Below are 16,113 nucleotides of genomic sequence, written 5' to 3' on the forward strand. Positions count from 1 at the left end.
CCCCGAGTTCCCCCCCCACCCCCCCGGGGCCGCGCGGGGGGGGGCGCGGCCGCCCCCGCCGATCAGCCAGAGATCCAGCCTGCCGTTCACCGCCGATCTCGATCTGACGACGGCAGCCCTTGCCGCAGGTCGGTTCGCCACCGCGTATGATGCCGCCTTTTCGCTCAAGCTCGACCAGGAAGGTATCCGCGTTTCGGACCTCAAGGCGAAATTGCTGGGTGGCGCGCTGACCGGCCTGTTCGAGCTGAAGAACAATGACGGCACCGGGCTTTTCACTGGGCAGATGAAATTGGCCGGCGCCGATCTGGCGACCATGCTGCCGGATGCCGGCATCAGCGGCAATGGTGATTTCTCGACGGCGCTGTCAAGCAGCGGCAAATCGGTCGAAGGGATGGTGGCCGCCTTGTCCGGCTCCGGTACGGCGGCGTTGAGGGGCTTGCAGGTCGCCGGCGTCAATCCCGATGCGTTCAGTGCATTCCTCGCCAAGGCGGATGCGATCGGGCGCGATATCGATGCGGCCAAGACCGCCGGCTTTGCGCCTGAAATCGCCGCCGATGGCAGTTTTGCCGCCAAGGACACCGACATCGCCTTCACGGTTGCTGGCGGTATGCTCAGGGCGCCGCCGGTCAACCTCGAGAATCCGGCTGCGACCTTGTCCGCCGACATTGCGGCCGATCTCAATACCAGCAAGATTTCCGCCGAGGGGACGATCGCCTATCGGCCGGGCGATGAAGCTCTGGTCGGCTCCGAGCCGACGGTGAATTTCACCGCCGAGGGCCCCCTCGGCGCGGTGAAACGAGAGTTCGACAGCGAGCCGCTGGCGCAGTTCCTGACCCAGCGCGCGCTGGAAAGGGAGCAGCAGCGTGTCGAGGCGATGCAGGCCGAATTGCTCGAAAAGCAGCGGCTGCGGCGCGAGGTACGCTACTACGCGGCGCTGCAGGATGAGCGTGACAAGGCCGCCGAGGAATTGCGCAAGCAGGAGGAAGCAGCGCGGCTTAAGGCCGAGGCTGAGGCGAAGGCCGAAGCGGATGCGCAGGCGAAAGCCGAGGCCGACGCCAAGGCCCAGGCTGAAGCGGATGCGCAAGCGAAAGCCGAGGCCGACGCCAAGGCTCAGGCCGAAGCGAAGGCGAAGGCGGATGCGGACGCGAAGGCCGCGGCCGAACAGCAGGCTGCCGACGAGGCCGCCAAGGCGCAGGCCGATCAGGAGCGGCAGAAGGCGGAAGAGGCGATGCGCATTGCCTCGCAGGAGAAGGCAAGGCTCGAGGCTGAACGCAACGCCGCACAGCAGGCTCCGAAGGTGGAGCGTGCGCCGCTGCCGGAGGCTCGCGACAATCCGCCGCCGGCCAAGCCGAAGTCCAATCCGTTCACGATCGACAATCTGCTGAAGTCGCTGCAGTAGGGCAGTAGGCACAGCAGGAGGCTTTTGCCGTCCTGAGATAGTCTCAGAGAACGAGCAGTTCGGCGCAGTCGGTGACATAGCGGGCGTGGCGGAAATCTCGGACGGTCAAGAGTTTGCCGTCCTGCCAGGCCAGCAGGATGAAATAGGATGGCCGCGCCGCTGGATCATCGCTGTCGCGGACGAGGACTGCTGGCCTGCCTTCGATAAAGCCCGCCACGAAACGCCAATCCTGCACCTGGGAATAGTTGTGGAAGTAGGTGCCGACCTCCTGGCGACCATTCAGCTGCGTCCTTGCCACCAGCTCCAGCCGCACCTCATCGGCCAGCATGTCGCGCACGGCGTCGAAATCGCGGGCGTTGAAGCGATCGATGTAAGCATCGAGCAGCAGACGCTCTGCGCCGCTCAATCTCGGAACAGGGCGGTCGTCCGGTTCGTCCGCAAGATGGCGCAGCCGATGACGACCACGATGTAGCGCCGCCTTGATGGCGGGGATGCTGGTGTCGAGCGTGGCGCTGATCTCCTGCAGTGAATAGCCCAGAACGTCCATCATGATGACGCTGCTTCGCTGCGTGACGGGAAGGCGCATGAAGGTATGAAGGCCGGCCGCCGCGGCCTGACGGGCGGCAGTGGGGTTTGCCGGATCGACGATCATGTCCGGGTCCTCATCGGAAAAAGACTTTTCACGGGCTCGCCGGCGCAGGAAGTCGAGCGCCGCATTGTGGGCGATGCGGAACAGCCAGCCCTCCGGATTGGCGATCGGGCCGGTATTCGGCAGCGCCTCGAACGCCTTGGCCAGGGCTTCCTGCAGCACGTCTTCACCGTCGATGACTGAGCCCGTCATGCGGGCGCAGTAGCGGTGCAGCTTTGGACGCAGTTCGCCGAACATGCGGCTGAAGAGTTCGCGTTGTTGGACGTCAATGGTGATGTTCATGCGTACCGTGTTCCACCTACTGGTCGAGCATACGGTAGCTGCCCACAACAGTCATTTCCTCGCTGTGCGGACGCTCGATGCAGCGATCCCTGATGCCAATCTGAAAGGCCTCGAATGCCGCCAGCCCGGTGATGATATCGGCATGGGCCTCGGCTTCCGTCTCGACCAGATGGACAAAGGTCCCGCCTTCGGAACGCCATGTCATGTAGCGAACGCCGTCCGGCGATTTTTCCCGCAGCTCATGGAATACACCCTTGACCAGCCGTTCATTCTCGTCGGCCCGTTCCGGTTTCGTCTTGTAGCGTATCAGGAGGCGTTTCATCGCAGTTGTTCCTCTTCGTTGCCCCATGCTCATGTCCGAGACGTTGCGGCGAAGCCAAAGGATTCCGGGTGACGGGAAAATAGCTCTTTCCGTGCATCTGGGCTTCACGCCCGATCGAGCAGCCGCCTCAACATCGGTTCGATGCGCGACAGCTCGTCGAGATGTGCCGCCGATAGCTCGGCCAGACAATCGTCGGCGCGCTCGGTCAGCTGCAGCAGCACGCGGCGATGATCGTCCTTGTCCTGATTTCTAGCGACCAGCCCTGCCTCGCAAAGGCGGTTGACCAGCTCGACGGCGCTATGATGGCGAGTGCGCAAGCGTTCGGCCAGATCGCCAACCGTCACCGGCCCGCCGCCGGGGAAACCCTTGATTGCCAGCAGCGCCTGATGCTGGCGCGGCGTCAGGCCGGCGCCTTCCGCCTGGATTTGGCTGAATTCGAGAAAGCGGCGGATCAGGTAGCGAAACTCGGAAAGCCGCTGGTAGTCGGCCTGGCTGATGGCAGGGCGTGGTTTTTGTGGCGGCGACATATCAGACATGTGTTCGTTTTCCGACGAAAACTCAAACGGATTTCGGGCGAAACCGGATTGAACAAATATATCGTGTTACGATACATAGCCACCGACAAACCCGGCTGGCCTTTCGACCGTGCCGCAACCACATACGGCCCGCCGCCAGGAAGCAAAGCCCGCCATGAAGATCCACCACTCGAACCCGGAGCATCTGCGTGATTTCACGACTGATGCCAGGGTGCTGCTTGTTGCCGCCATTGCGGTGGTCGTGGCGACGGCCGGACTGGTTGCCGGCATCGCGCTATTGAAGCTGATCCGGCTGGCCACCAACATCGCCTATTTCGGCCAGTTCACGCTCGCCGACCTGAGACTCGAAGACACGCCGCTTGGCTATGCCTCCGTCATCGTCCCGGTGATCGGCGCGCTGATCATCGGCCTGATGGCGCGCTTCGGCAGCGAGAAAATCCGCGGTCACGGCATTCCCGAGGCCATTGAGGCGATCCTGCTCGGGCGTTCCAGGCTCGATGCCAAGGTGGCGATCCTGAAGCCATTGTCGTCGGCGATTTCGATCGGCTCCGGCGGGCCCTTTGGCGCCGAGGGTCCGATCATCATGACAGGCGGCGCGATCGGCTCGCTGATCGCGCAGATGCTGCCGGTAAGCGATACCGAACGCAAGACGCTGCTGGTTGCAGGTGCGGCGGCGGGAATGACCACGGTCTTCGGGACACCGATCGCCGCCATCATGCTGGCCGTTGAACTGCTGCTTTTCGAATGGACCCCGCGCAGCTTTATTCCGGTGGCGGTCGCGGCAATCATTGCCCAGGTCGAGCGCACCATGCTGCATCTGCCCGGACCGATCTTTCCGTTTCAGGGCGGTATGGAGGTATCCTTTGTCGGCCTTGCCGGCTGGGTGGCGATCGGGGTCGCGGCAGGCCTGTTGTCGGGGCTGCTGACGCAGATGGTCTACGCCTGCGAGGACGGCTTCCAGAAGCTGCCTATCCACTGGATGTGGTGGCCGATGCTGGGTGGTCTGGTGGTCGGCATAGGCGGGCTGATCGAGCCGCACGCGCTCGGCGTCGGCTATGACAACATCACTGACATGCTGGACGGCCGCACGATCGCGACCGCGGCATTCCTCCTTCTGGTGGTGAAGGCCATCATCTGGTCGGTTGCGCTCGGCTCGGGAACGTCGGGAGGCGTGCTGGCGCCGCTGCTGATCATGGGCGGGGCGATGGGGGCGGTGCTGGCCGGCGTTCTGCCCGCGGCGGATCCGGGCTTCTGGGCACTGCTGGCGATGGCCGCCACCATGGGCGGCACGATGCGCGCGCCGTTGACAGCCACCTTCTTTGCCGTCGAACTGACCGGCAATACGCATATACTGGTGCCGCTGATCGCGGCTTGCGCCGCGGCGCACGCCGTCACCGTGCTTTTGATGAAGCGGTCGATCCTGACCGAGAAGATTGCCAGAAGGGGACACCATCTGGTTCGCGAATACCGTGTCGATCCGTTCGCCTCGACCAGAGTGCGCGAGGTGATGACATCTGAGGTCGAAAGCGTGCCGGCGACGATGACGCTGCATGGCGCAGCAGCCTTTCTGACCGCGCCGGAAACACGGCATCCGAGTTTTCCGGTGGTGGATGAGAACGGGCATGTTCTGGGTCTCATCGATCCGCCGGCGATCCTGCGCTGGAGACGTGCCGGCAGGCACCGCACCACGACCCTTGGCGAGCTGCTTGCTGGCAGCAAGGTGACGCTGGCCTATCCGGACGAGTATCTCGAAGGCCTCTCCGACAAGCTGTTGATGGCCAATGTCTCCCATCTGCCAGTCGTTAGCCGTGAAGGCCTGCGACTGGTCGGTTATGTCGGCTGGAAGGATCTGATGCGCGTGAGGTCGAGGAAGCAGGCCGAAGAGCGTGACCGCTCGACCTTGCTAGGCTTCGGCACAAGACGCGGAAAAAAGGCAGACGTGGTCGAAAGCCTCTAGAAATTCGTTCCGCGTTTCACCCACTCGAGCACATAAAGCCTTAGCGCCGAGGACAGGTTGGTGTCGCGAGGCCGCGTCTCGTCGACTTCGGCGACAAGAGCGGCGAGCGTCAATTGCCGCGTGGCCGCGATCGCGACGAGGTCGTCATAGAAGGGTTTTTCGAGCGAATAGCTGGTGCGGTGACCGCGAATGGTCACCGAGCGCTTTTCGACCGCGCTCACTGCGGAGCGCTCATTGCTCGCTTTCGACGCCGGATGGCTCGCGGCGGTGACCAGCGACGAATTTCTCGGCCTGGTCGGCGACCAGGTGGTCGCGTTGCTTCTCACCTTTGGAGCGGCCGTATAACACCCGGTTCTGTTGGGCGATCCGCACCTTTTCGTCCCGCGCCCTCTGCTTGCGAGCCTGGCGGAGATTGACGATATCGGCCATGGCGTTAACTGCGGGCTTATTTCTTGCGGAAGGCGTCTAGCGAGACCACTTCGGCGCCCTTGGTGGCGGCGTCCGCCGCCGCAGGCTTCTTCTCCGCCTCGGCGGCAGCCTTCTTTTCGGCCTTCGGCTTTTTCTCGGAGACGATGGTCAGCGGCTCGGGTGTCGGTGTTGCCGGTTCCTCGTCGGGCTGAGCATCGGTCTTGACGTCGAATTCGAGCTCGAAATTGACCGAGGGATCGTAGAAGCCGCGCACGGCCGAGAACGGGATTTCGAGTTTCTCCGGCACGTCGGAGAAGGACAGGCCGACCTCGAAGCCGGTGTCGGTCACCTTCAGGTCCCAATACTGGAACTGGATGACGATGGTCATCTGCTCGGGATAGCGCTCGCGCAGACGCGATGACACGCGCACGCCCGGTGCACCGGTCAGGAAGGTGATGAAGAAGTGGTGGTTGCCGGGGAGGCCGGTACGCGCGACTTCGGCCAGGACCTTGCGCATGACGCCGCGCAACGCCTCCTGGGCCAGAATGTCATAGCGAATGTGGTCGTCGGCCATGTGGTGGTCGGGTTCCGTTGAATCGTCCGCATAGCTGTAATCAAGCTTTAGGGCGGCGTAAACCTGATATAGACCGCCACCGCACCGATACGAGGACTATTGCCACCGATTTGATCGCTCAGGCGCCGGCGAGCGCGGTCTGCTTCTCAACCGATGCCGGGGAGCGGCGCTTGCCAAAGGCGCGCAGGAAGGTGCGCACGCCATTTGTCGCGGATTGCACCACTTCATCCTCGCGCGGCGAGCCGCCAAGCATGAAGGTCGTCTGCAGTTCGGCATTGACGAGGCCAAGGAACTGGCGTGCCGCCACATCGGGGTCCTCGATCGCAAGGTAACCGCCATAGGCGAGGCGGGCAAAGCGGGCGGCGATCGCCTGCCATGTCCTGCCCGGTCCCTGTTCGCGCCACTCTGCAAACAGTTCGGGATAGCGCTCGCCTTCGGTCTGGATCAACTTGCGCAGGAATTTTCCGTCACGGCTGCAGATGCAGTTCTGGTTCAAGCGAACGGCAAAGCCAATCAGATCCGCTTCGAGATCCTTGGGCTGATCGGGGAAGGTAGCGATGGTGGCGAAGATGCCGGCATTGCAGCGTTCGGTCAGATCACGAACCACCGCGACGAACAATTTCTCCTTGTCACCATGATGATTGTAGATGGTCTGGCGCGAAACGCCGGCTTCGGCTGCGATCAGATCGATGTTGGCACCAGCGAACCCTTCGTGGCAAAACACGGCAGCTGCGGAATCGACGATCGACAGACGCTTGGCCTCATGGCCGCGTGGCGGGAAAGTGTCAGGAGAGACGTGCAGCTTCATAAAAAACTATATAGAGGTGATTGACGAATTAGACAAGACTGTCTAAATTTGTGGACATAAAATGAAGAGATTTCGCCCGCAGAGACGAACAAAATTCGCTCTTGAGGTGTCGGAATCTCATGGGATGGAACGTCCTAGGTTAGACGTCGCCCGCGGCGGCAACCAGTCTTGAAAGAAGCCCTTATCATGAGTCCCAAATTCCTCCGCATTGCGGTCGTGCTCGGCCTGTTGTCCGCCATCGGCCCGTTCGCCATCGACATGTATCTGCCCGCATTGCCGTCGATCGGCGCCGATCTCAACGCCGGCACCGCTGCCGTACAGATGAGCCTGTTGATCTTCTTCCTGTCGATGGGCTTCGGCCAGATTGTCGTCGGGCCAATCTCAGACATGGTCGGCCGCAAGCTGCCGCTTTATGGCGGCCTTGCGCTGTTCATGGTTGGCGGCATCGGGTCGGCCATGGCGCCCAACATCGAATGGCTGATCGCTTTCCGCTTCCTGCAGGGGCTTGGCGCCAGCGCCGGCATGGCGGTGCCGCGCGCCATCGTGCGCGACCTGCATACCGGCAACGAGGCCGCCAAGCTGATATCCTTGCTGATGCTGGTGTTTTCGGTGTCGCCGATCCTGGCGCCGCTGACCGGCAGCCAGATCATCGAGAATTTCGGCTGGCGCGCCGTGTTCTGGACCGTGACGGGTGCGGCACTGCTGGCTACCATCCTTTTGGCAACCTCGCTCAAGGAGACGCGCCCGGCGGAAGAACGCGTCGGTTCCTCCTTCGGCACCGCGCTTGCCGGCTACCGCTTCCTGATGGGCGACCGCAACTTCCTTGGCCTTGTGGCGATCGCCGGCTTCGGCATTGCGAGCTTCTTCGTCTATCTGTCGAGCTCGTCCTTCATCCTGATCGATCACTACGGGCTGTCGCCTTCGGTCTACAGCGTGTTCTTCTCGATCAATGCGGTTGCCTTCATCGGCATGTCCCAGTTGACGGGATTGCTGGCCGAGCGGTTCGGGCTGCGGCGCGTGGTGCGCGTCGCGGTGACCGGCTATGCCACGACGATGGTGGTGCTGTTTGCAGTGATGGCGACCGGCATCGACCGGCTCGACGTGATGGCGGCACTGCTGTTCGTCGGCTACGGCTTCCTCGGTCTGGTCATCCCGACCACTTCGGTGCTGGCCATGGAAGAACATGGCGAGATCGCCGGCACGGCTTCGGCGCTGATGGGCACGCTGCATTTCGCCATCGGCGCGCTCGCCATGGGCGTTGCCGGCGTGTTCTTCGACGGCACGCCGCTGCCGATGGTGGCCGGCATCACGCTCTGCGCGGTGATTTCGTTCACGCTGGCCAAGGTCACGCTCGGCCGTTCGCGCGAAACGGTCGAGGCCCCGGCGGAATAGGCAAGCGCAAACGCATGAAAAAGGCCGGGTTCGTCCGGCCTTTTTCATGCCCGCAGACCAGCTACGCCGAGGATGAAGCGGACACGCTCCTCAACCGGAAGCTGCCGTTGCGTGACGCAGAATTGAAGGAGGAGGGAGAAGTGGAGGTTTCTGTTGCCAGGTACCTCCGAACCCCGCCTAGAAGTGCGAACCCCTAGGGCTTGAATTGAAGCTATCGCACCGCTTACGCGGCGAGACGTGCTTCCGCATAGTTGTCATTTGCAACTACAGGTTTAGCCCGATAACGGTGGTACTATGCCGGGCAAAAGTACGATCTTTACACCTTCGTCGATCCTATTTCGCCCCCAGCAAAAACCGCTCTGTCGCCAACAGCGGCTTTTGGTGGAGGCGCCGGGTACCGCCCCCGGGTCCGAACGGCTTATTTCATCGCCCATTTATCGCCATAGTCGGTCAAGCCGACAAACTGAATATAGGGGCCCATCGCGAGAAATGAAAGGCCGCAATGGCACTTTGTCCCGTGTCAAACCGCGTCTCCAAAGGGTTGACTTGGGCGCGGTCTCCACCGAAGCTTTGCTATGGTGAGGAGTTACCGACCTAGCGCACACGTTGCAGCAGCGCGCCACAACCCTCATCGATCGGATCCGTGGCGCCGACGAGGGGAATTTTGATGGCCGACTATCTTGCAGACGTGAAGAAATACGACGTTGGCGCCAGTGCGGATGCGGTCGAAAAGATCGTAAAGCATCTGGGGATTGCGCTCAGGAACCGCGATTCCTCGCTGGTGTCCTGCACCGACCCGAAGGAGCTTGGGCGCGTCAGGGACAACTGGGTCGCCAAGAAACTCGGCATCAGCGACGCGGCGAAGGCCGATGCGGCAATCGAAAAGACCTGCAAGGCAATGTCTGCCGACAACACCAAAAGCCGGGTGACTTTCTACTACCTGGTTGCGAAGGATTTGGGCAAGCTCGGCTCCCTCTGACGATCGCGCGTCAATTTGCGGAGGCTGGCGCGAGCCTTGCGCCAGCCGATGATGTTGTTGGGGACTGGCGACCTTCGGGCAGGATTTGCGCTGCTTTCTGGTGTTCGACGGCCTGTCGGTCAGCTATGATGGCTGGACAACCGAATCGAGCCGGAACCGATGCGCCAGTATCTCGACCTCCTGCAGCACGTGCTGGACAACGGTGCCGATCGCGGCGACCGCACCGGCACCGGAACGCGCTCCGTCTTCGGCTACCAGATGCGTTTCGATCTGGCGCGCGGTTTTCCCGTCACCACCACCAAGAAGCTGCATCTCAAGTCGATCGTCCATGAACTTCTGTGGTTCCTGGCCGGCGACACCAACATCAAATACCTGACCGACCATGGCGTTTCGATCTGGGACGAATGGGCCGACGAGAATGGCGACCTCGGCCCCGTCTACGGCAAGCAATGGCGCTCCTGGCCGGACGGTCATGGTGGCTCGATCGACCAGATTACAAACCTTCTCAAGGAGATACGCAAAAACCCTCAATCGCGGCGGCTGATCGTTTCGGCATGGAATCCAGCCGAGGTGGAAGCGATGGCGCTGCCGCCCTGTCACTGCCTGTTCCAGTTCTACGTCTCGGAAGGGCGGCTTTCCTGCCAGCTTTATCAACGGTCGGCCGATATCTTCCTCGGCGTGCCGTTCAACATCGCTTCCTACGCCTTGCTGACGCTTATGGTGGCGCAAGTGACCGGGCTGAAACCCGGCGATTTCGTCCATACGCTTGGTGACGCGCACCTCTATTCCAACCATTTCGAGCAGGCGCGCGAACAGCTGCGGCGCACGCCGAGGGCGTTGCCGACGATGTGGATCAATCCAGAGGTGAAGGACCTCTTCGCCTTCCGCTTCGAGGATTTCCGGCTGGAAAACTACGTCGCCGATGCAAGCATCAAGGCGCCGATCGCGGTCTAAAACCCCTGCGCTTTACTCAACCCTGAAATCAGGCGCCGATCAGTCGATGCCGACCGTTGCCCGAGGCGTTGTCCAAAGGCGTGTTTGCCCTTCTCCAACTCGAGATCGGCGACGGACTCTTTGGTGATTGATCGGTGACGATGGCGCCGCCAATGTTGAGGCTGACATGCGAAGTGGTGCTGCCGGGCCTTCCCTTGTTATATTCATGCGGATATATCGGTGGGCGGGCTTCGAGCAGATCGGATTCGAACCAGGGAGAACTTTCCATGACGCGCAAAGGTTCTGGGTTGAGGGCGATCGCCATCGGCGGTTTTGCGGCGACGTTGATGGCAGTTCCGGCAGCACATGCGGAAGACAAGGTGGTGGTGTTTGCCGCGGCCAGCCTCAAGGACGCGCTCGATGCGGTGAACAAGGCCTGCGAGGCCGATGTCGGCGAGGCCGCGACGGTCTCCTATGCCGCAAGCTCGGCGCTCGCCAAGCAGATCGAGAGCGGGGCACCAGCCGACGTCTTCATCTCAGCCGACCTCGACTGGATGAAATATCTCTCCGACAAGAAGCTGACCAAGCCGGACACCGAAGTGAAGCTGCTCGGCAACGAGATCGTGCTGGTGGCGCCGAAGGACTCGGCGGTTGAAACCAAGATCGAGAAAGGTTTTGACCTCGCCAAGCTGATCGGCGACGGCAGGCTCGCCATGGGCGACGTCAAAGCGGTGCCGGCCGGTAAATACGGCAAGGCCGCGCTCGAATCGCTCGGCGTCTGGTCGTCGGTCGAGGGCAAGGTGGCGCAGGCCGAGAATGTGCGCGCGGCGCTCAAGCTGGTTTCAACAGGTGAGGCAGCCCTCGGCATCGTCTATGCCACCGACGCGCATGCCGAAAAGGGCGTCAAGGTGGTCGGAACCTTCCCGGGGGATTCGCATCCGCCGATCATCTATCCAGTTGCCCAGACCGCCGATTCGAAGGACAAGGATACGCCGGCTTTCCTGCAATGCCTGCAGTCGCCGAAGGCCGGCAGGCTGTTCAAGGATCAGGGTTTTACTGTGCTCGCACCGAGCAACTGAGTTTCCAAGGGGCTTCATCTCGCAATATGAACTGGCTGGACCTCACTCCCGACGAATGGAATGCGGTCTGGCTGTCGATCAAGGTGGCAACGGTGGCGATGCTCGCCAGCCTGCCGCCAGGCATATTGATCGCGCTGCTGCTTGCCCGAGGACAGTTCTGGGGCAAGACCCTGGTCAATGGGCTGGTGCATCTGCCGCTGATCCTGCCGCCCGTGGTGACCGGCTATCTGCTGCTGCTGACCTTTGGCCGGCGCGGGCCGGCCGGCGCCTTCCTGGCCGACCATTTCGGCATTGTTTTCTCCTTTCGCTGGACGGGTGCGGCACTGGCTTGCGGCGTCATGGGTTTTCCCCTGATGGTGCGGGCGATCCGGCTGTCGATCGAGGCGGTGGACCGCAAGATGGAGGCGGCGGCGGGAACGCTCGGCGCCAATCCGCTGTGGGTCTTCGCAACCATTACTTTGCCGCTGATCCTGCCTGGGCTGATCGCCGGCGCCATCCTGTCCTTCGCCAAGGCGATGGGCGAGTTCGGCGCGACCATCACCTTCGTCTCCAACATTCCCAACGAGACGCAGACGTTGCCGTCGGCGATCTACACATTCACTCAGGTGCCGGGTGGCGATGAAGGGGCGCTGCGGCTGACGCTGATTTCCATCGTCATTTCCATGGCCGCTCTCGTGGCTTCGGAAGTGCTGGCGCGGCGTGTCGGCCGGCGGATGGACATCGAATGAGCGTTCTCGTCGATATCGGCCATCGGCTGGGCGGATTTGCCATCGACGCCCGCTTCGAAAGCGCCGGGCGGCTGACAGCACTGTTCGGACCGTCGGGGTCGGGCAAGACGACGCTGATCAACATGATCGCCGGGCTGATCCGGCCCGACAAGGCACGCATCGAGGTCGACGGCCGCGTGCTGGTCGACACCAATGCTGGCATCTTCGTGCCGAAGCACAAGCGCCGCATCGGCGTGGTTTTCCAGGATGCGCGGCTGTTTCCGCATATGAGTGTTGCCGGCAATCTGCGTTACGGCCGCTGGTTCACGCCGCCAGCGGAGCGCTATGCCGATATGGATGCCGTCGTCGACCTGCTTGGCATCGGCCCGCTCATGGACAGGCGACCGGCAAAGCTCTCGGGCGGCGAGAAGCAGCGTGTGGCAATTGGCCGGGCGCTGCTTGCCAGCCCTGGATTGCTGCTCATGGACGAGCCGCTGGCCTCGCTCGATGAGGCGCGCAAGGCCGAGATCCTGCCCTATATCGAACGGCTGCGCGACGAGACGAAAATCCCGATCGTCTATGTCAGCCACTCGGTCGCCGAGGTGGCGCGGCTGGCAAGCGACGTGGTGATGCTGGCGCAAGGCCATGTCATCGCCAGTGGTCCGACCGAGGCAGTCATGCAAAGGCTCGACCTGTTGCCGGCGGAAGAACGCGGCGAGGGGGGCGCCGTGCTGGACACCAGGGTGCTGCGTCACGACGAGACTTTCGGCATGACCGTGCTCGGATCGGCGGCTGGTGAGATCCGTGTGCCACGGCTGGCGATGAAGGCGGGGGCGGCTGTGCGCATCCGCATACGCGCCCGCGATGTGATGATCGCCACCGAACATCCGGCAGGGCTCAGCGCGCTCAACATCCTGCCGGGAACCATTACCGCGATAAGCTCCGGCGAGAGCCCGGCGGTCGACGTCGGCATCGACTGCAACGGCGCAACCGTGCTTGCCCGCATCACCGAACAGTCGCGGCGGACGCTGAAGCTTCATCTCGGAGGCAAGGTTTTCGCGGTGGTCAAGACGGTGAGCTTCGACCGGGCCAGCACCAGCGCCGGCCTGCCCGGTGAGGCGGACGGATGATCGTCGCTATGTCTTTTTGGAATAGCGGTTTCGCCGGGAAGTCTCTAGTATGGGATTGGGCGTGACCGCGGAGGAGAAAAAATGCCGTCGTTGAGCTTGCGGATAAATCTCGATCCAGACGGGCGCATCGGACCGGGCAAGATAGAGCTCCTGGAGCAGATCGCCGCCTTCGGCTCGATCTCGGCTGCCGCACGCGGCATGGAAATGTCCTACAAGCACGCTTGGGACCTGGTGGAGGACATGAACCGGGTGTTCGGCAAGCCACTGGTGGCGGCACAGACCGGTGGCCGCAAGGGCGGCGGCGCGCAACTGACGGGCGCGGGGCTCGCCGTGGTCAGCCGCTTCCGCGCCATCGAGCGTGCGGCTTCTGCCGCTGCAGCCACACATATGGAGGCGTTACAGGCGGAGATCGATGCTGGCTGAGTGGAGGGCAGTAGGCAGTAGGCAGTAGGCAGTAGGGACTAGTCCTGTTCACTAGGCTTGCGAAGCAGATAAGTGTCCATGATCCAGCCCTTTTTCCGGCGGGCTTCTTCGCGGGTTCTCTCAATCTCGGCGCCGACGTCACCGAGTCGGCCAGAGATGAGAATCTCGTCCGGCGTGCCGAGATAGGCGCCCCAATGGATGACGACATCCTTGTCTTCCAAGGTGTTGAAGGCGCATTTGCCGTCGAGCAGGACGATTGTGCTGCCGGCATTGTCGGCCAGGCCTTTCTCGGTCAGGCGCCGGCCGGTGGTAATGTGGATGGAATCGCCGATCCGGTTCAACGCCATCTGGTGGCTGGCGGCAAGCGCCTGAATGGCGGTGATGCCAGGTATTACTTCCAGCTCGAACGCCACGTTACCTCGCAAGCGCACCCGCTCGAGGATGCGCAAGGCGCTGTCATAGAGCGAGGGATCGCCCCAGATCAGGAAGGCGCCACAGCCATCCCCGGCAATCTCGTCGCGGATCAGGTCCTCGTAGATCGAGGCGATGGCTTCATGCCAGTCATCGACCGTCGAGCGATAGGAGGGGGCCGGCCCGTCTTCTACTGGCCCATCTTCTATTGGCAGGTCGCGCACCGGCACGTCGAATTCGACGCGGCGTGACTTCGGGTTGGTGACGAAGCGGTCACAGATCTGGCGGCGCAAGTCGGCGAGATCGTTCTTTTTCGCCCCCTTGTCGGGAATGAACAGCACGTCCGCCTGGTTCAGGCCTGATATGGCCTGCACGGTCATGTGGTCGGGATTGCCGGCGCCGATGCCGATGACGAGAAGCTTGCGCATGGAGCGAACTCCTGCCCGATCGGAACCTGTTAGTCCAGACCAATTGGGCTTACCCGCGGATACGGAAGGGCTTTGAAACGCCACGGTGAAACGGCTAGGGTCTGTGAGCATTCCAGCCGAGGAGGTTTTCATGTTGCGATATGTTCTGACCGCCGCGCTGGCCCTGCTGGCTGCGCCCGCATTCGCCAATGATTCAGTTGCCGAGCTTGGCACTGGCGGCCTGATCCTGTCGCGCAGCGATGCCGTGGCGATGCAAAGCGAGGATCTTTTTATCTCGCCGGAAAAGGTCACGGTCGACTACGTCTTCCACAACAACACCGATCGGGATGTCGACGCGATCGTTGCCTTCCCGATGCCCGACATCGAAGGCGACCCCGAAGAGAGGCCGGCACTGCCCAACGATCAGAGCGACAATTTCCTCGGCTTTGAGGTGACGATCGATGGCGCGCCGGCAAAGCCGCAGCTCGAGCAGAAGGTGTTCGCGCTCGGGATCGACATCAGCGCCGATCTGAAGGCGCAGAACGTGCCGTTCTTTCCTTTCGGCGACGCGGCGAAGGCGGCGCTGGCCAAGCTGCCTCAAGCGGTTACCGATGACTGGGTCAACCGCGGCATCATCATCGAGGACACCCGCGGCGACGGTACGGAGGCGAAGAAGGTCTATACGCCGTTCTGGCAATTGCGTTCGACCTATTGGTGGCGCTCAACCTTTCCGGCCAACAAGGACGTCCACGTTTCCCACCGTTACAAGCCGAGCGTCGGCGGCACCTCTTCGGTCAGCTTTTTCTACGACGGCAAGTTCCAGGGGCAGTACGCGACCTACAAGACGCGCTACTGCATGGACGACACGTTCGAGAACGCTGTGCGCAAGGCGGCCAAGGACGACGCCGACGGCTATTCAAAGTATTATGAAAATCGGATCGCCTATATCCTGACCACGGGCGGCAACTGGGCAGCGGGCTCGATCGGCAAGTTCAAACTGACGGTCGACAAGGGCAATCCGAGGGCCCTGGTCTCGTTCTGCGGCGACAATGTCAAAAAGGTCGGGCCGACGACATTCGAGATGACGGCGGATGATTTCGATCCAGAGCACGACATCGACATCCTTCTGCTCGAACCGTCGGATCGCAATGATGGGAACGCCAATTGATGCATGTCGCAATATACGTTGCCATTGCCGAGAACGGCGTGATCGGGCGAGACGGCGGGTTGCCCTGGCGGCTTTCCACCGATCTCAAGCGTTTCAAGGCCGATACGATGGGCAAACCCATCATCATGGGCCGCAAGACCTATGAAGGCATCGGCCGGCCGCTGCCCGGCAGGCTGAACATCGTGGTCACCCGCGACAAGGCCTGGCGCGCCGACGGCATCGAGGTCGCGCATTCGCTCGAAGCCGCGATCCAGCTGGCAACGGTGCGCGGCCGCTGCATGGCCGGGGTGGATGAGGTCTGCGTTATCGGCGGCGGCGAAATCTATAGCCAGGCGCTGCTGCTGGCCGACCGGCTGCATGTCACCCATATACTGGCAACGGTAGACGGCGACGCGCATTTCCCGCCGATCGATCCGGATTCCTGGCGCGTCGTCAGCTCCCAGGACGTTCCGGCCGGGGAAAAGGACAGTCACGCGACGCGCTATTCGGTTTACGAGCGCCGGCGTGCGAGACATTGAATGACAAAAAGGGCATCGAAGGAAGACAAAG

18 protein-coding genes, 1 other RNA gene and 1 pseudogene are annotated in these 16,113 nt (G+C 62.3%); 11 read left to right on the forward strand and 9 right to left on the reverse strand.

Translation table 11 applies throughout. The annotated features are described in order from the left end of the window. Positions 1-1,399, forward strand: a pseudogene (locus NKH57_RS26005) (AsmA-like C-terminal region-containing protein); the annotation flags it as partial. Between the two features lie 43 nt (positions 1,400-1,442). Here the strand turns inward: NKH57_RS26005 and NKH57_RS26010 are convergent. The 3 genes from NKH57_RS26010 to NKH57_RS26020 all read right to left on the reverse strand — a co-directional run bounded on the left by NKH57_RS26010 (position 1,443) and on the right by NKH57_RS26020 (position 3,188). After that, positions 1,443-2,285: a sigma-70 family RNA polymerase sigma factor gene (locus NKH57_RS26010; RefSeq protein ID WP_502907344.1), complete on the reverse strand. Its 843-nt coding sequence runs from the start codon at positions 2,283-2,285 to the stop codon at positions 1,443-1,445. Positions 2,286-2,346: 61 nt separating this feature from the next. Beyond that, positions 2,347-2,652, reverse strand: coding sequence for a hypothetical protein (locus NKH57_RS26015; protein ID WP_352948530.1), 306 nt, complete (start codon positions 2,650-2,652; stop codon positions 2,347-2,349). Positions 2,653-2,756: 104 nt separating this feature from the next. After that, positions 2,757-3,188, reverse strand: coding sequence for a MarR family winged helix-turn-helix transcriptional regulator (locus NKH57_RS26020; RefSeq protein ID WP_352948532.1), 432 nt, complete (start codon positions 3,186-3,188; stop codon positions 2,757-2,759). Positions 3,189-3,342: 154 nt separating this feature from the next. Between NKH57_RS26020 and NKH57_RS26025 the strand changes: the two genes are divergently transcribed. After that, positions 3,343-5,145, forward strand: a complete 1,803-nt coding sequence (locus NKH57_RS26025) for a chloride channel protein (RefSeq protein WP_352948534.1) — start codon at positions 3,343-3,345, stop codon at positions 5,143-5,145. Here NKH57_RS26025 and NKH57_RS26030 read toward each other — a convergent pair. From NKH57_RS26030 to NKH57_RS26045, 4 genes are all read right to left on the reverse strand, one after another. Continuing rightward, the gene (locus NKH57_RS26030; protein ID WP_352603041.1) at positions 5,142-5,366 is read right to left on the reverse strand and encodes a ribbon-helix-helix domain-containing protein; all 225 of its coding nucleotides are present in this window, start codon (positions 5,364-5,366) and stop codon (positions 5,142-5,144) included. The genes NKH57_RS26025 and NKH57_RS26030 overlap by 4 nt on opposite strands. Positions 5,367-5,376: 10 nt before the next feature. Further along, positions 5,377-5,574, reverse strand: coding sequence for a DUF4169 family protein (locus NKH57_RS26035; RefSeq protein WP_352948537.1), 198 nt, complete (start codon positions 5,572-5,574; stop codon positions 5,377-5,379). A 16-nt stretch (positions 5,575-5,590) separates the two neighbouring features. Next, positions 5,591-6,127, reverse strand: coding sequence for an SspB family protein (locus tag NKH57_RS26040; RefSeq protein WP_023757062.1), 537 nt, complete (start codon positions 6,125-6,127; stop codon positions 5,591-5,593). A 118-nt stretch (positions 6,128-6,245) separates the two neighbouring features. Further along, positions 6,246-6,935 (reverse strand): TetR/AcrR family transcriptional regulator, encoded by a 690-nt coding sequence (locus tag NKH57_RS26045; protein ID WP_352948540.1) that lies wholly within the window; start codon positions 6,933-6,935, stop codon positions 6,246-6,248. A 186-nt stretch (positions 6,936-7,121) separates the two neighbouring features. Here NKH57_RS26045 and NKH57_RS26050 point away from each other — a divergent pair, with 186 nt between their 5' ends. Beyond that, a complete protein-coding gene (locus tag NKH57_RS26050) occupies positions 7,122-8,327 on the forward strand; it encodes a multidrug effflux MFS transporter (RefSeq protein ID WP_352603035.1) in 1,206 nt (401 codons plus the stop codon). A gap of 139 nt (positions 8,328-8,466) precedes the next feature. Here NKH57_RS26050 and ssrA read toward each other — a convergent pair. Beyond that, positions 8,467-8,826, reverse strand: a transfer-messenger RNA (tmRNA) gene (gene ssrA, locus NKH57_RS26055). Between the two features lie 168 nt (positions 8,827-8,994). On the opposite strand from ssrA, the gene NKH57_RS26060 reads away from it, so the two are divergent. The 6 genes from NKH57_RS26060 to NKH57_RS26085 all read left to right on the forward strand — a co-directional run bounded on the left by NKH57_RS26060 (position 8,995) and on the right by NKH57_RS26085 (position 13,578). After that, on the forward strand, positions 8,995-9,306 hold the full coding sequence (locus NKH57_RS26060) for a DUF2853 family protein (protein WP_352603033.1): 312 nt from the start codon (positions 8,995-8,997) through the stop codon (positions 9,304-9,306). A gap of 159 nt (positions 9,307-9,465) precedes the next feature. Next, the gene (locus tag NKH57_RS26065; RefSeq protein WP_352948543.1) at positions 9,466-10,260 is read left to right on the forward strand and encodes a thymidylate synthase; all 795 of its coding nucleotides are present in this window, start codon (positions 9,466-9,468) and stop codon (positions 10,258-10,260) included. Between the two features lie 266 nt (positions 10,261-10,526). Next, complete coding sequence (gene modA / locus NKH57_RS26070; protein ID WP_352948545.1) at positions 10,527-11,318, forward strand: molybdate ABC transporter substrate-binding protein; 792 nt, start codon at positions 10,527-10,529, stop codon at positions 11,316-11,318. A 26-nt stretch (positions 11,319-11,344) separates the two neighbouring features. Then, entirely contained in the window at positions 11,345-12,046 is a 702-nt protein-coding gene (modB, locus tag NKH57_RS26075) for a molybdate ABC transporter permease subunit (protein WP_352948547.1), read from the forward strand. Next, positions 12,043-13,155 carry a molybdenum ABC transporter ATP-binding protein gene (modC, locus tag NKH57_RS26080; protein WP_352948549.1) on the forward strand — a complete coding sequence of 371 codons (1,113 nt, stop codon included), beginning with the start codon at positions 12,043-12,045 and terminating at the stop codon, positions 13,153-13,155. The genes modB and modC overlap by 4 nt, the downstream gene beginning before the upstream one ends. A gap of 81 nt (positions 13,156-13,236) precedes the next feature. Beyond that, positions 13,237-13,578, forward strand: a complete 342-nt coding sequence (locus NKH57_RS26085; protein WP_023757072.1) for a winged helix-turn-helix domain-containing protein — start codon at positions 13,237-13,239, stop codon at positions 13,576-13,578. A gap of 38 nt (positions 13,579-13,616) precedes the next feature. Here the strand turns inward: NKH57_RS26085 and cobF are convergent, their stop codons facing one another. After that, positions 13,617-14,417, reverse strand: a complete 801-nt coding sequence (cobF, locus tag NKH57_RS26090) for a precorrin-6A synthase (deacetylating) (protein ID WP_352948551.1) — start codon at positions 14,415-14,417, stop codon at positions 13,617-13,619. A 130-nt stretch (positions 14,418-14,547) separates the two neighbouring features. On the opposite strand from cobF, the gene NKH57_RS26095 reads away from it, so the two are divergent. Together NKH57_RS26095 and NKH57_RS26100 are read left to right on the forward strand one after the other, a co-directional pair. Next, on the forward strand, positions 14,548-15,564 hold the full coding sequence (locus NKH57_RS26095) for a DUF4424 domain-containing protein (protein WP_352948553.1): 1,017 nt from the start codon (positions 14,548-14,550) through the stop codon (positions 15,562-15,564). Further along, complete coding sequence (locus NKH57_RS26100) at positions 15,564-16,082, forward strand: dihydrofolate reductase (RefSeq protein ID WP_352948555.1); 519 nt, start codon at positions 15,564-15,566, stop codon at positions 16,080-16,082. Before NKH57_RS26095 ends, NKH57_RS26100 begins: the two co-directional genes overlap by 1 nt. The last annotated feature ends 31 nt before the right edge of the window (positions 16,083-16,113 follow it).

Origin of the sequence: Mesorhizobium sp. M1050, from assembly GCF_040318715.1 — a bacterium.
Taxonomy (GTDB): domain Bacteria; phylum Pseudomonadota; class Alphaproteobacteria; order Rhizobiales; family Rhizobiaceae; genus Mesorhizobium.

Coding starts and splice junctions, on each gene's coding strand:
- NKH57_RS26010 (WP_502907344.1), bottom strand. CDS start 2,285: ATGTTCGGCGAACTGCGTCCAAAGCTGCACCGCTACTGCGCCCGCATG.
- NKH57_RS26015 (WP_352948530.1), bottom strand. CDS start 2,652: ATGAAACGCCTCCTGATACGCTACAAGACGAAACCGGAACGGGCCGAC.
- NKH57_RS26020 (WP_352948532.1), bottom strand. CDS start 3,188: ATGTCTGATATGTCGCCGCCACAAAAACCACGCCCTGCCATCAGCCAG.
- NKH57_RS26025 (WP_352948534.1), top strand. CDS start 3,343: ATGAAGATCCACCACTCGAACCCGGAGCATCTGCGTGATTTCACGACT.
- NKH57_RS26035 (WP_352948537.1), bottom strand. CDS start 5,574: ATGGCCGATATCGTCAATCTCCGCCAGGCTCGCAAGCAGAGGGCGCGG.
- NKH57_RS26040 (WP_023757062.1), bottom strand. CDS start 6,127: ATGGCCGACGACCACATTCGCTATGACATTCTGGCCCAGGAGGCGTTG.
- NKH57_RS26045 (WP_352948540.1), bottom strand. CDS start 6,935: ATGAAGCTGCACGTCTCTCCTGACACTTTCCCGCCACGCGGCCATGAG.
- NKH57_RS26050 (WP_352603035.1), top strand. CDS start 7,122: ATGAGTCCCAAATTCCTCCGCATTGCGGTCGTGCTCGGCCTGTTGTCC.
- NKH57_RS26060 (WP_352603033.1), top strand. CDS start 8,995: ATGGCCGACTATCTTGCAGACGTGAAGAAATACGACGTTGGCGCCAGT.
- NKH57_RS26065 (WP_352948543.1), top strand. CDS start 9,466: ATGCGCCAGTATCTCGACCTCCTGCAGCACGTGCTGGACAACGGTGCC.
- modA (WP_352948545.1), top strand. CDS start 10,527: ATGACGCGCAAAGGTTCTGGGTTGAGGGCGATCGCCATCGGCGGTTTT.
- modB (WP_352948547.1), top strand. CDS start 11,345: ATGAACTGGCTGGACCTCACTCCCGACGAATGGAATGCGGTCTGGCTG.
- modC (WP_352948549.1), top strand. CDS start 12,043: ATGAGCGTTCTCGTCGATATCGGCCATCGGCTGGGCGGATTTGCCATC.
- NKH57_RS26085 (WP_023757072.1), top strand. CDS start 13,237: ATGCCGTCGTTGAGCTTGCGGATAAATCTCGATCCAGACGGGCGCATC.
- cobF (WP_352948551.1), bottom strand. CDS start 14,417: ATGCGCAAGCTTCTCGTCATCGGCATCGGCGCCGGCAATCCCGACCAC.
- NKH57_RS26095 (WP_352948553.1), top strand. CDS start 14,548: ATGTTGCGATATGTTCTGACCGCCGCGCTGGCCCTGCTGGCTGCGCCC.
- NKH57_RS26100 (WP_352948555.1), top strand. CDS start 15,564: ATGCATGTCGCAATATACGTTGCCATTGCCGAGAACGGCGTGATCGGG.